Genomic DNA, 12,476 nt, shown 5'->3' with positions numbered 1-12,476 from the left:
TACGGTGCGGATACCCACCGGATCCATCGTCACGGCCTGCGCCCTCTCGGTGATGCTCCTCGTCGCCGGCTGCGTGCACCCCGGTGTCAAGGCGGCCCGGATGGGCGGGGACGTCTACCTCGTGCCCGCGGCGGCCCAGGGCCCTGACCCCTTCACCGGTTCCACGGTCACCGGGACCGGCGAGCCGGCGGTACCCGACGCGGCCGGCGCCGATCCCACCGCGACCCGGACCCCGGGCGTCAGTTCCACCGGGCCGCCCCCGGCCACCTCCTCCGGGCCGGCGCTGCCCGCCGCACTGGTCGCCGCGCCCCTGAGCGCGGTACGTGTCCTGTCCGGCGCCACTCCCGGCCTCTACGGCGGCACCGCGGGCGTCGCCGGCTGTGACGTCCAGCGGCAGATCGCCTACCTGACGGCGGACCGGGACCGGGGGGACGCCTTCGCCCACGCGGCCGGTATCTCCGCGAGCGGCATTCCCGGCTATCTGCACGGCCTGACCCCGGTCGTGCTGCGCGCCGACACCCGGGTCACCAGCCACGGCTACCGCGCCGGGAAGGCGGTGGGGCACCAGGCCGTGCTCCAGGCCGGTACCGCGGTCCTCGTCGACGACCGGGGCGTGCCCCGGGTGCGCTGCGCCTGCGGCAATCCGCTGGGGTGGCCCGCGCCGGCCCGCGGTGGCTTCGGCGCCCGCGGCACCGCCTGGTCCGGCTACCGGCCCGGCCAGGTGATCGCGGTGACGCCGGCGCCCCGGGCCGTCACCAGCATCACGCTCGTCAACGCCCACGCCCGCACCTGGATCAGACGCAGGATCGGCCACGACGTGCGCGACGACCAGGTCGTACCCGCACCCGCCGGAGCCGCCACCGCACCCGGCGACAGCCCCGCCCCGACGGCCACCACGGCCGCCACCGCACCCCCGTACGACGCCCTGCCCCGTCCGGCGGTGAGCGGGCCCAGAACCCCGCCCGGTGCGACCGGCAGGCCGCCGGCGGCGCTGCCCCCGACGGCCCTGGATCCGTTCGCCGGGCGGACCACCACGGCCCCCGCCACGGCCGTCCCGCTGACCCCGCCTTTCCTCGGTCCCGCTCCGGCCCCGCCCGACGCCCACCCCGACCCGGGGCCCGACGCCGGCCCGCTCGACGATTTCGGCCTGCCCGCCGCCTCCCACCCGCCGGACGCCGCGAACCTGCCCGCCGCCCCCGGCCTGCCCGACGGCGGAACGGGCCTGGACGCCCCGTCCGGCTCCCGGCCGGCGGCGGTGTCCGGGACGACGCACGGCGCCACCCCCGGCACCCGCACGGATCTCCCCGGCGGCTGAGCCCGCCCCGCACTCCCCGAAACCCTTGGGCGATCAGGTCGAAGAATCGCACGAATCCTGGCAAGGTGGGCCCATGGCAGAGCGGGGAGCGAGCGCCGTGTCACTGTCCGAGGACTGGCCCGCCCACCCGGATCCGATCCTGGCGCTCAACCGCATGGGCACGTTCGACTGGGACCTGGACACGGGTCTGTTCCACATGGACGCCCAGGCGTACCAGGTGTTCGACCTGCTGCCCGAGGAGTACGACGGGCGCCCCGAGTCACTGGTCCTCCGGGTGCCGCCGCCCGAGGCGGCCCGGCTGGACGCGGCGGTGGCGCGGGCCATCAAGGACGGCAGCGAGAACTACGGGGCCTACTTCCGCATCCGCCGCCGTGACGGCACCCCGCGCTGGACCCACACCCAGGGCTACATCCGCCGCGACGCCACCGGCCGCCCGCGCCGGGTCGTCGGCATCGTCCGCGACGCCACCGAGGAGCTCGCCGAGAGCGCGGAACGCAGCCTGCGGGCCGCCCAGGACGAGGCGTTCCGCCAGCAGACGAACGTCGTCCAGGCCGTCTCCGCCGCCCTCGCCCACGCCCGCAGCGTCCACGACGTCATCGACGCCCTCCAGAACACCCACGGCATCCGCCACCTCGGCGCGGCCAGCCTGGTGATGGGGCTGGTGGAGGCCGGCCGGATCCGGCTCGTCGCCGAGGGACCCGCCGGTGCCTCCGTCCCCGGCACCCAGATCACCCGGATCGACGAGCCGTACCCGATGAGCGAGGTCGTCCGCACCCTCGTGCCGCGGTTCATCGAGTCCCCGGAGGAGTTCGCCCAGGACTACCCGATCCTGTGGCCGCACCTCACCGACCTGCACATCACCTCGGCGGCCTATCTGCCACTGATCGCCCAGGCCCGCCCGATCGGCGCGATGGGGCTGCTCTACAGCGACCGGCGCGGCTTCTCCACCGAGGAACGCGCCGTCCTGGTCGCGCTCGGCTCCAGCATCGCGCAGAGCCTGCAGCGGGCCATGCTCTACGAGCAGGAGAAGGACGTCGCCGAGGGCCTCCAGCAGGCCATGCTGCCCCGCACCATCCCCAGCGTCCGCGGCGCCGACATAGCCGTGCGCTACCGCGCGGGCGCTGCCGCGGGCACCCTCGGCCGGGACATCGGCGGCGACTGGTACGACCTGATCCCGCTGCCCGGCGGCCGGGTGGGTGCGGTCATCGGCGACGTCCAGGGCCACGACACGCACGCCGCGGCCGTCATGGGCCAGCTGCGGATCGTGCTGCGCGCCTACGCCGCCGAGGGGCACCCGCCGGCCACGGTGATGGCCCGCGCCTCGGTCTTCCTCCACGAGCTCGACACCGACCGCTTCGCCACCTGTCTGTACGCCGAGGCGGACCTGTCCACCGGCGTCATGCAGGCGGTCCGTGCCGGGCACATCGACCCGCTGATCCGGCAGGTCGACGGGACCTGCACCCGGGTCCCGGTCGAGGGCGGGCTGCCGCTCGGCCTGTCCGCCGAGTTCGGCCGCCTCGAGTACCCCGTCTCCACCCTCGAACTCGACCCCGGCCACACCCTGCTGCTGTGCACCGACGGGCTCGTGGAACAGCCCGGCACCGACCTCGACGACGGCATGCGCCGCCTGACGGAGCTCGTCACGCACGGCCCCCGGGACGTGCGGGAGCTCGCCGACCGGCTGATCCAGCTGGCCGAGGAGCGGGGCGGCGACGACGACGTGGCGCTGCTCCTGCTGCGCCGGCGCGTTCCGGAGGCCCCGCGGGCCGGCGGCCGGCTCCAGCAGCATGTGGCCCCCGGCGACCCGGAGGCCCTCACCCAGGCCCGGCACCTGATCCGGGCCGCGGTCCGGTCCTGGGGCTACCGCGACCACGCCGACGAGATCGAGCTGGTCGCCGACGAGCTGATCACCAACGCGCTCATGCACACCGAGGGCTCCGCGATCGTGACCCTGCGGGCCCTCGGTGACGGCGACCGCAGGCTGCGGATCGAGGTCGAGGACTCCTCCAGCGCCCTGCCACGGCGCCGTGAGGCGGGGGAGGACGGCGTCTCCGGCCGGGGCCTGCTGCTCGTGGACATGCTCGCCGAAGCCTGGGGCGTGGAGGCGCGCGGCGGCGGCAAGGCGGTGTGGTGCGAGTTCCGCCAGGGCGCCTGACGCGGCCCGCCTGGCACGGTCGGAGCCGGATGGCACTCTGGACGTATGCCGGAACTGCCCGAGGTAGAAGCGCTCAAGGACTTCCTCACCGAGCACCTGGTCGGCCGCCGGGTGGTGCGCGTGCTGCCGGTCGCGGTCAGCGTCCTGAAGACGTACGACCCTCCGGTCACCGCCTTCGAGGGCGGTGAGGTGACGGCCGTGCGCCGGCACGGCAAGTTCCTGGACCTGGCGGCGGACAGCGGGCTGCACCTGGTGACCCATCTGGCCCGGGCCGGCTGGCTGCAGTGGAAGGACCGGCTGCCCGACGGCCCGCCCAAGCCGGGCAAGGGACCGCTCGCGCTGCGCGTGGCGCTGGAGACCGGCGAGGGCTTCGACCTCACCGAGGCCGGCACCCAAAAGCGCCTCGCGGTGTACGTCGTCCGCGATCCGCGGCAGGTCGAGGGCATCGCCCGCCTCGGCCCGGACCCGCTCTCCGCCGACTTCACCGAGGACCGCTTCGCCGCCCTGCTGTCGGACGAGAGGCGGCAGCTGAAGGGCGCCCTGCGCGACCAGTCCCTGATCGCGGGCGTGGGCAACGCCTACAGTGACGAGATCCTGCACGCCGCGAGGATGTCCCCGTTCAAGCTCGCCGCCTCCCTGACCCCCGAGGAGACCCGCCGGCTGTACGAGGCGCTGCGCGGCACGCTCACCGAGGCGGTCGACCGCTCGCGGGGCGTGGCCGCCGGACGGCTGAAGGCCGAGAAGAAGGGCGGACTGCGCGTCCACGGCCGCACGGGCGAGGCGTGCCCGGTGTGCGGCGACACCATCCGCGAGGTCTCCTTCAGCGACTCCTCGCTGCAGTACTGCCCCACCTGCCAGACGGGCGGCAAGCCCCTGGCGGACCGCAGGCTGTCCCGGCTGCTGAAGTGAGCCCCGCCGGTGCGTGCCCGACCCCGCGGCGCCGGGATGATCCCGACGACACCCCTAGGGCGCCTCGACCGACACCAGGCGCTGTCCGTCCTCGGTGCGCACGTCGTAGCGGGCGATCTGGTCGGGGTGCATCGTGGAGGACCCCAGCGCGGTGAAGGTGCCGATGTCGTGGCCCGGCTCCATCCAGGTGCCGGCGACCTGCTCGGTGCCGTCGCGGCCCACGACGACGAGCCGGCAGGCGTGGGGCCCGGTACCGTCCTTCACCCGCAGCAGCAGCCGGCTGCCCGTGTCGCCGTCGTCGGCCGTGACCTCGGCCCACACCCCGGTTCTCGGATCGGTGGCCGCGGTGACGTGGGCGGCCGGCTCCGCGTGGCCGGCGAAGGCCACGACCCCGGGACCGGCGACCGCCAGCACCACGGAGGCCGCCAGGCCGTACAGAAAGCGCCGGCGGCGCGCCCGCTGCCGGCGCGCGATCTCGCCGAGCAACCGGTCCAGCAGCCGGGGACCGGGCTGTGCCATGGGGTGCACAAAGCGCGGCGTGGCCCGCCGGTACAGCATCAACTGCCGTGTGGCGGGGCCGAATTCGGTCACCTGTGCCGCGCACTGTGAGCACTCCATGAGGTGGTCCTCGAAGCGGAAGGCCTCCGCCTCGTCCAGCACGCCGAGCGCGTACGCGCCGACGTCGCGATGCCTTTCCAGGGACCTCATGCCGAATCCTCGTGCCGATGGGTGCGGGTGGGGTTACTCCGTGCACCCATCCGTACGCAGCCGACAGCCGAATCACTCAAGCCACCCACAGAATCACGGACAGGAGATTCGGAGCCGGGCGGCCCGCGGATTGGTCGGATCGCGGAAAACTTCGAAACGGCTTCGGAAGGGGTGGTCAGAACAGATGGATCGCGAGGTGCCCGAGGGGCAGCCCGAGCCGCCAGGCCGGTGTCCACACCTTCGGCCCGTCGTCCTCGCCGACCAGCGCCCCGCCGCCCGGCACCGCGTCCAGGTCGGGTGCGAGCAGCTCGGTCTCCTCCAGCCAGCGCCAGGCGTCCGCCGCGAGGGCGAGGTCCGGCGACCGGGTGCCGGCCCCGACGGCCCGGTCGGTCAGCTCGGCCATGCGCTCGCGCACCCAGTCCCGCCACGGCTGGTCGTAGGCGGTCAGCGAGAGCCAGTTCTCCAGCTGGGAGATCACCCGGATGCCGGACAGCTCCCCGTCGGTGTCGGACAGGAAGACGGTCAGCGCCAGCGCGTCCCGGCCGGCCCGGAACTCGAAGGACGTCGGCGGCATCAGATCGCCGGTGCGCAGCAGCTCGTCGGCGATGTACTCGGCGTACAACCAGGCCATGGGGACGGCCAGTTCACCGCCGTCGGTGCCGTCCGTGCTCTCGTGCCCTCTGTGCAGCATCCCTTCCTGCCCTTCCTCCGGTGCGTGCGCGTCGCCCGGGCCCCGTCGGGCCGTAGCCCCGCCCCGCGCGGAACGCGGTTGAGGACAGCCCATTGCCCGAACGGGGGCCACAGCAAGGCGCTTTACGAGAGCTTTGCCCTGCTGCCGGTTTCAGTGCAGGTCGGCTGCATAATCCGGAAGGACCCGGCGCAGCGCTCGGAGCGCGTAGTGCGCGCGTGATTTCACGGTACCGGGTGGCACGCCCAGGGTCTGCGCCGCCTCCGCCACACTGGCACCGAGGAAATACACGAGTACCAGAACGTCACGGTGCTCCGGCGTGAGTGTCTTCACAGCCCGGCGCACATCGAGCGTCGCGGCGGCCCGCTCGGCGTGGTCGGCGGTCACCCGCGCGTTCTCGGGGACCTCGTCGCCGGTCTCCGCGGGCCGGGCCTGCCGGGCCCGCCGGGCGTCGATCGCGAGCCGCCGGGCGACCGTCAGCAGCCACGGCCGCACGGATGCGAAGTCCGTGGCGTGCAGCGCCTCCGGATGCTGCCAGGCGCGCAGCAGGGTCTCCTGGACGAGGTCCTCGGCGCGCTGCCGGTCGCCGTCGCAGAGCCTGAGCAGCAGGGTGAACAGCGGTCCGCCGTGCTCGCGCTGGAGCGCCGCCAGTTCGTGCTCGGCGGTCGTCGCCCGGCGGGCCGGGGTGGCTGCCCCGTGGGTGAGTGTGGTTCCGGCCGTCATGGCCGTATGGCAGCGCGGGGCGCGGCCCGGGGACAGGGTGTGCGCACGGCTCTGCGGCGGGCGGTCGATCGCGTCGGCGAACGGTCGGACGAGCGGCCCGGCACAGCACCGAACGGGCTAATGACGGTGCTCGGGCCGTTTATCCGGCGGGTTAGATTCGTACCCATATGCCCGGAATGTCATTGTCGGTAAATACGACATACCTGGGATGAGCTGATGTTCGGACGCAGACAACAGATGGCCCTGGCGATCACCGCTGTGCTGGCGGTCGCGGCCGCCTGCCAGAACCAGGAACGCCAGGAGGCCGCCGGCGCCTCCGGAGCCGCCGCCGGCTTCACCCTCGTCGCCTCCGGGGACGTCCTGCCGCACACGTCGGTCATCGACCGGGCGGCCCACGACTCCGGCGACGAGGGCTTCGACTTCCGGCCCATGCTCTCCGGCGTCGAACCGGTCGTCTCCCGCGCGGACCTGGCGCTGTGTCACATGGAGACCGTCTACGGCGCCGAGGGCGAGTACTCCGGCTACCCCGCCTTCAGGACCCCGCCGCAGATCGCCCAGGGCCTCACCGCGACCGGATACGACGGCTGCTCCACCGCCTCCAACCACTCCCTGGACGACGGCGCCGAGGGCATCCGCCGCACCCTGGACGCCATGGACGAGGCCGGCCTCAGGCACGCCGGCACCGCCCGCAGCGAGGCCGAGGCCCGCTCGGTCACCCTCTTCAAGGCCGGCCCCGCCAAGGTCGCGCACCTGGCCTACACCTTCGGGACCAACGGAATCCCGCTGCCCGCGGGCCGGTCCTGGGCCGTGAACCTCATCGACGAGCGGCGGATGATCGCCGACGCGCGCGCCGCCCGGCAGGCCGGCGCCGACGTGGTCGTGCTCTCCGTGCACTGGGGCACCGAGTGGCAGGAGGCGCCGGACCGGCTGCAGCTCGCCCTCGCCCGCCGGCTCACCGCCTCCGCCACCGGCGGCCGTCCGGACATCGACCTGATCCTCGGCACCCACGCCCACGTGCCGCAGGCGTACGAGAAGGTCAACGGCACCTGGGTGATCTACGGCATGGGCCACCAGATCGCCGGCGAGATGCTCAACGGCAGGGGCGTGCGGGACCCGCGCGGCAACGAGTCCACGATCGGCCGTTTCACCTTCGCCCCGCCCGCGCGCGAGGGCGCCCGCTGGCAGGTCACCAAGGCCGAGTTCATCCCGCAGCTGTACGACCTCGTCACCGGCCGGGTGCTCGACCTCAACCGGGCCGTCGCCGACGGCACCGAGCCGGCCGCGGTGCGCGACCGCATCCGCACCGTGGTGCTCAGCCGCGGCGCCGCCAAGGACGGCCTGGTCATGGGGGAGTGACCGGCCGCCGCTCAGTCGGCGGACTGCCGCGCCAGCGCCGAACGCCGGTAGGAGTAGCCGAAGTAGATCACGCAGCCGATCACGAACCACACCGCGAACCGCACCCAGGTCTGCCACTGCAGGAACGTGATCAGCCAGATCGAGAACACCACACCCAGCGCGGGCACCACCGGCATCCCCGGCGTACGGAAGGTGCGCGGCAGCTCCGGCTGCCGGTAGCGCAGCACGATCACCGCCGTGCACACCACCACGAACGCCAGCAGGATGCCGATGTTGGTCAGCTCGGCCGCCTCGGCGATCGGGATGAACCCGGCGATGACGGCCGACGCCACGCCGACGATCCAGGTCACCCGGGTGGGCACGTGCCGCGTCGGGTGCGTCTTGGCGAACCACCGGGGCAGCAGCCCGTCCCGTGACATCGCGAACCACACCCGGGTCACGCCCAGCATGAACGTGAACATCACGGTGAGGATGCCGATGATCGCGCCCACCGCGATCACGTCCGCGAGCCCGCTCAGGCCCACCGCCTTGAACGCCGAGGAGAAGCCGCTCTCCGGGTCGATGTGCCGGTAGTTCTGCATGCCGGTCAGCACCAGACAGGCCGCCACGTACAGCACCATCGAGATCGCCAGCGAGTACAGGATCGCCTTCGGCATGTGCCGCTGCGCGTCCTTGGACTCCTCGGCGGCCGTCGACATCGCGTCGTAGCCGAACACCGCGAAGAACACGGTCGCCGCACCGGTGAACGCCCCGCTGATGCCGAACGGGAAGAACGGGTGGTAGTTCGCCGAGTTGATGTGGAACACGCCCACCCCGATCACCAGCAGCACCACGAGCACCTTCAGTGCGACCACGAACGTCTCGAAGCGGGCCGCGCTGCGGATGCCCAGGTTCAGCAGCCAGGCGATCAGCAGGCACAGCACGACCGCGAACAGGTCGATCCGGTGCCCGGACCCGGTGCCGGGCGCGCCCAGCATCCAGTGCGGCAGCTTCGCGCCCATCGCCTCGACCAGGAAGCCGAAGTAGCCCGAGATGCCGATCGCGACCACCGCCACGATCGCGGTGTACTCCAGCAGCAGGTCCCAGCCGATGAACCAGCCCGCGAACTCGCCGAGCACCGCGTAGCCGTAGGTGTACGCCGAACCCGCCTTGGGGATCAGCCCCGCGAACTCGGCGTACGACAGCGCCGCACAGGCGCTCGCCACACCGGCGATCAGGAACGACACCAGCACCGCGGGCCCTGCCGTGCCGTGGGCCACCGTGCCGGCCAGCGTGAAGATGCCGGCGCCGATGATGCCGCCCACCCCGATGGCGGTGAGCTGCCACAGTCCGAGCGAACGGTCCAGCCGGGGGCCCTCACCGACTTCGGTCTCTTCGATGTGTTCGATGGGTTTGCGCCGGAGAATACCCTCACCCGCGCGGAGCCTGGCCATGTGCCTCACCTCTTCGCCGACGGCAACGGCTGACGGCCGATCATGATGTCTCAGGGGCGCCCCGCAGGGAAGACGCCACGCACGGCCCAGGCCGGTGTCCAGGTACGCGATGTGGGCCGGTCCGGCCGCCGGGCGGCGAGATGGGTGCGCAGCGCGGCCAGCCCGGGGTGGGTGTTGGCCGCGCTCCAGACCAGGGAGTGCGGGTACACCGGTGTCGGGTCGACGAGCGGGATGCGCCGCAGATCGTGCCCGGCGGGCCACTGCAGCCGGATCCGCTCGGCGACGAACGTGGCGAGCGAGGCGGAGCCCGCGACCGTGTCGAGCAGCGTCTCGCCGCCGAAGTCGGGGCCGACCGAGTCGATGGTCAGTCCGAACTCCGCGGCGAGGGCCGTGTAGTAGGCGTGCCACTCGGTGCCCTCCACCAGGCCCGGCATCCAGATCCGGTGCCCGGCCAGCTGCGCGGGCGTCACCGAACGGGCCCCGGCCAGCGGGTGCCGCGGTCCGGTGAGCAGCTGCACCGGCTCGTCCAGCACCCGCACGGCCCGCAGCCCCTCGGGCAGCCGTGTGGTGACCGCGCGGAACGTCGCGTCGATCGTGCCCGCGCGTACCGCGGCCACGGCCGAACCGGCGTCGAAGAGCGTGACGACGTCGAGGGCCGTGCCGGGCTGTGCCTCGTGGAAGTCGCGCAGCAGGGCCGCCGGGGCCAGCTTGGCCCCGAGCACGTCGATGCGCAGCGCCCGCCGCCCCGGCCGCACCGACGCCAGCGCCCGCTCCTCGGCCAGCAGCAGCTCCCGGGCGTGCGGCAGGAACGCCTGCCCGTCGATGGTCGGCTCCGCCCCGCGCGCGGTCCGGGTGAACAACCGCACTCCGAGGCCCTTCTCCAGGGCGGCGATCCGCTTGGAGACGGCCTGCTGGGTGATGCCGAGGGCGGCCGAGGCCTCCTGGAACTGCCCGGTGTCCACCACGGACACGAAGGTGCGCACGGCCTTGAGGTCCACGTCAGCCACCCTACCTGTACAACCGTTGGTTGTGGCTCCTGTCCTCCCGGTTGTTTGCTCCGGCCCCGGCCCGCTGGATTTCATGTCCCGGGTCGGCGGAGGGCGGGACGGGGAGGCTGTGCATGAAGCTCGGGCGGCAGTTCGGATGGCTGTGGGCCGCGTACTCCGTCAGCACCTTGGGCACCTGGCTCGCCTTCGACGCCTTCGCGATGATCGCCGTCCTCGTGCTGCACGCCGGATCCGCCCAGGTGGCGGTGCTCGACGCCACCGGCACGGCCGTCGGCGCGGTCGCCGCCGTACCGCTCGGGCCCTGGGTGGAGTTCCGCCGCAAGCGGCCGGTGATGATCGCGGCCGACCTGGTGCGCTGCGCCGCGCTGCTGACGCTGCCGGCCGCCTACGGGCTCGGGGTGCTCGGCTTCGGCCAGCTGCTGGCCGTCTCCGTGGTGGTCGCGGCGGCCGACATCACCTTCACCGCCGCCTCCGGCGCCCATCTCAAGGCGCTCGTGCCCCCGGCGGGGCTGCTCACCGCCACCAGCCGGTTCGAGTCCACGACCTGGACGGCCACCGTGCTCGGGCCGCCGCTCGGCGGTGCCGCGGCCGGCCTGCTCGGCCCGCTGACGACGGTGGCCGCCGACGCCGTCAGCTATCTGCTGTCCGCCCTCGGCATCCGCGCGATCGGCGCGGACGAGGCCCGCCCCGAACGCCGTCCCGACGTGTTCCGCGCCAGGGACGTGCTCGAAGGCTGGCGGCACATCCTCAGCAGCCCCGAGCTGCGCCCCCTGTTCCTCAACGTGCTCGTCGTCAACGCCCTGATCATGGCCGGCCAGCCGGTGCTCTCGGTCCTCATGCTCGGCCCGCTCGGCTTCGCGCCCTGGCAGTACGGCCTCGCCTTCGCCGTGCCCTGCCTCGGCGGGCTGCTCGGCTCCCGGCTGGCCCGCCCGCTGGCCACCCGGTACGGCCGTCGGCGGGTGCTGTTCGCGTCGGGCGTGCTGCGCGCCTGCTGGTCCGTCGGGCTGGCCTTCGTCGGCCCCGGCGTACCCGGCCTGCTCGTGGTGATGGTGGTCGAGGCCGGTCTGATCACCAGCGCGGGTGTGTTCAGCCCGCTCTACGCCGCCGAGCGCCTGGAGCTGACCCCGGCCGACCGGGTGGCCCGTACCCTCGCCGCGTGGTCGGTCACCAGCAAGGCCACCACGGCCGCGGTGACCGCCCTGTGGGGCCTGCTGGCCACCCTCGCCGGCCCGCGCACCGCGCTCGCCGTCGCCGGGGTGCTGCTGCTGGCGACCCCGCCGCTGCTGGGGCGCCCTACGGGACGACCGTCACCGGCCAGCGTCCCGCCTTCACCAGCCGCACCGCCACGGAGCCGATGATCCGGTGCCCGGCCTGCTCCGAGGCGCCCACGACCACCGCGTCCGCCCGCAGTTCGTCGGCCGCCTTCACCAGCCCGCTGTAGGGGTCGCCGCGGAAGGTGTGGAACTCCCAGCGCACCTCGAATATCCCCTTGACCCGCTCGGCCGCCTCCCGGATCTGCTGGATCAGGTCCTCGGCGATCTCGTCGGTCGTCTCCGCCACCGGAGCCCCGAGCGCCGCTCCGGCCGCCAGCACCGGCTGCACGTACACCACGGCCAGCAGCGCGTGCTGGCGCCGGGCGAGCCCGCCCGCGTACGCCGCGGCGCGCAGTGAGGAGTCGGAGCCGTCGACCCCGACCACGATGACCTTCGGCCCGTCCGTGCCTCGCTCGAACCGGTGCGCGGGCGTGTGCTGCTCGTGCTGTTCCGTCACGACGTGAGGCTATCGGAATCCCCGGTTCCCGCAGCGCCGTGGGGCCCTTCGCACCGGGCGGCAGACGGCCCGACCGGGCCGGCACCGCCGTGACCGGTTCCGCGGCTGACCGGTGGGACGCCCCGACGGGCGGGGGACCGGCCTCGTCGCACGACTCGGGGAGCCCGGGCGGACCCTTGCCGCGGGCGCGCACCGCCTCGCCACGGGGACGTCGGCCTGCGCGGCGCGGGCGCCCGGTACCGACGCGACGATGACCGCTTCGGCGCTGCCCGCTGCCCGCTGCCCGCCGCGCGCGGCGGGCAGCGGGCGCACGGTCCGGGACCGGAGCGCCGAGGCCGTGTGGCGCGGCTTCGGGAGTGGGGCGCCCAGGCCGTGGGGCGCGCGGTCGGCGCCGAGGTCCCCGCAGCGCCCC

Annotated in this window: 11 protein-coding genes; 5 read left to right on the top strand and 6 right to left on the bottom strand. The window is 73.8% G+C overall.

Annotated elements, in window-relative coordinates:
• Positions 1–4: 4 nt before the first annotated feature.
• The 3 genes from IE244_RS35045 to IE244_RS35035 all read left to right on the top strand — a co-directional run bounded on the left by IE244_RS35045 (position 5) and on the right by IE244_RS35035 (position 4,379).
• Positions 5–1,315 (top strand): DUF6777 domain-containing protein, encoded by a 1,311-nt coding sequence (locus IE244_RS35045; RefSeq protein ID WP_191877619.1) that lies wholly within the window; start codon positions 5–7, stop codon positions 1,313–1,315.
• Positions 1,316–1,388: 73 nt separating this feature from the next.
• A complete protein-coding gene (locus tag IE244_RS35040; RefSeq protein WP_191877618.1) occupies positions 1,389–3,470 on the top strand; it encodes a SpoIIE family protein phosphatase in 2,082 nt (693 codons plus the stop codon).
• Positions 3,471–3,515: 45 nt separating this feature from the next.
• Positions 3,516–4,379 (top strand): Fpg/Nei family DNA glycosylase, encoded by an 864-nt coding sequence (locus IE244_RS35035; protein ID WP_191877617.1) that lies wholly within the window; start codon positions 3,516–3,518, stop codon positions 4,377–4,379.
• A 54-nt stretch (positions 4,380–4,433) separates the two neighbouring features.
• On the opposite strand, the gene IE244_RS35030 is transcribed toward IE244_RS35035, so the two are convergent.
• The 3 genes from IE244_RS35030 to IE244_RS35020 all read right to left on the bottom strand — a co-directional run bounded on the left by IE244_RS35030 (position 4,434) and on the right by IE244_RS35020 (position 6,498).
• Positions 4,434–5,087 carry a zf-HC2 domain-containing protein gene (locus IE244_RS35030; RefSeq protein ID WP_191877616.1) on the bottom strand — a complete coding sequence of 218 codons (654 nt, stop codon included), beginning with the start codon at positions 5,085–5,087 and terminating at the stop codon, positions 4,434–4,436.
• Between the two features lie 175 nt (positions 5,088–5,262).
• A complete protein-coding gene (locus tag IE244_RS35025; protein ID WP_031170109.1) occupies positions 5,263–5,778 on the bottom strand; it encodes a hypothetical protein in 516 nt (171 codons plus the stop codon).
• Positions 5,779–5,928: 150 nt separating this feature from the next.
• Positions 5,929–6,498 carry a sigma-70 family RNA polymerase sigma factor gene (locus IE244_RS35020; protein WP_191877615.1) on the bottom strand — a complete coding sequence of 190 codons (570 nt, stop codon included), beginning with the start codon at positions 6,496–6,498 and terminating at the stop codon, positions 5,929–5,931.
• A 216-nt stretch (positions 6,499–6,714) separates the two neighbouring features.
• Between IE244_RS35020 and IE244_RS35015 the strand changes: the two genes are divergently transcribed.
• On the top strand, positions 6,715–7,854 hold the full coding sequence (locus IE244_RS35015; protein ID WP_191877614.1) for a CapA family protein: 1,140 nt from the start codon (positions 6,715–6,717) through the stop codon (positions 7,852–7,854).
• An 11-nt stretch (positions 7,855–7,865) separates the two neighbouring features.
• On the opposite strand, the gene IE244_RS35010 is transcribed toward IE244_RS35015, so the two are convergent.
• Both IE244_RS35010 and IE244_RS35005 read right to left on the bottom strand, forming a co-directional pair.
• Positions 7,866–9,287, bottom strand: coding sequence for an amino acid permease (locus IE244_RS35010; RefSeq protein ID WP_191877613.1), 1,422 nt, complete (start codon positions 9,285–9,287; stop codon positions 7,866–7,868).
• Between the two features lie 50 nt (positions 9,288–9,337).
• Positions 9,338–10,285 carry a LysR family transcriptional regulator gene (locus IE244_RS35005; protein WP_191877612.1) on the bottom strand — a complete coding sequence of 316 codons (948 nt, stop codon included), beginning with the start codon at positions 10,283–10,285 and terminating at the stop codon, positions 9,338–9,340.
• Between the two features lie 122 nt (positions 10,286–10,407).
• Here IE244_RS35005 and IE244_RS35000 point away from each other — a divergent pair, with 122 nt between their 5' ends.
• On the top strand, positions 10,408–11,652 hold the full coding sequence (locus IE244_RS35000; RefSeq protein WP_191877611.1) for an MFS transporter: 1,245 nt from the start codon (positions 10,408–10,410) through the stop codon (positions 11,650–11,652).
• On the opposite strand, the gene IE244_RS34995 is transcribed toward IE244_RS35000, so the two are convergent.
• The gene (locus tag IE244_RS34995) at positions 11,588–12,064 is read right to left on the bottom strand and encodes a universal stress protein (protein WP_191877610.1); all 477 of its coding nucleotides are present in this window, start codon (positions 12,062–12,064) and stop codon (positions 11,588–11,590) included. The genes IE244_RS35000 and IE244_RS34995 overlap by 65 nt on opposite strands.
• Positions 12,065–12,476: the final 412 nt, after the last annotated feature.

The sequence above is a fragment of the Streptomyces filipinensis genome (genome assembly GCF_014649495.1).
Classification (GTDB): domain Bacteria; phylum Actinomycetota; class Actinomycetes; order Streptomycetales; family Streptomycetaceae; genus Streptomyces; species Streptomyces filipinensis.
This window is presented reverse-complemented; position numbering and strand designations above follow the sequence as displayed.

Bases quoted from the DNA above. Each gene is read 5' to 3' on its own strand.
- IE244_RS35000 (WP_191877611.1), top strand. From the start codon at position 10,408: ATGAAGCTCGGGCGGCAGTTCGGATGGCTGTGGGCCGCGTACTCCGTC.
- IE244_RS35020 (WP_191877615.1), bottom strand. From the start codon at position 6,498: ATGACGGCCGGAACCACACTCACCCACGGGGCAGCCACCCCGGCCCGC.
- IE244_RS35035 (WP_191877617.1), top strand. From the start codon at position 3,516: ATGCCGGAACTGCCCGAGGTAGAAGCGCTCAAGGACTTCCTCACCGAG.
- IE244_RS35015 (WP_191877614.1), top strand. From the start codon at position 6,715: ATGTTCGGACGCAGACAACAGATGGCCCTGGCGATCACCGCTGTGCTG.
- IE244_RS35010 (WP_191877613.1), bottom strand. From the start codon at position 9,287: ATGGCCAGGCTCCGCGCGGGTGAGGGTATTCTCCGGCGCAAACCCATC.
- IE244_RS35025 (WP_031170109.1), bottom strand. From the start codon at position 5,778: ATGCTGCACAGAGGGCACGAGAGCACGGACGGCACCGACGGCGGTGAA.
- IE244_RS35030 (WP_191877616.1), bottom strand. From the start codon at position 5,087: ATGAGGTCCCTGGAAAGGCATCGCGACGTCGGCGCGTACGCGCTCGGC.
- IE244_RS35040 (WP_191877618.1), top strand. From the start codon at position 1,389: ATGGCAGAGCGGGGAGCGAGCGCCGTGTCACTGTCCGAGGACTGGCCC.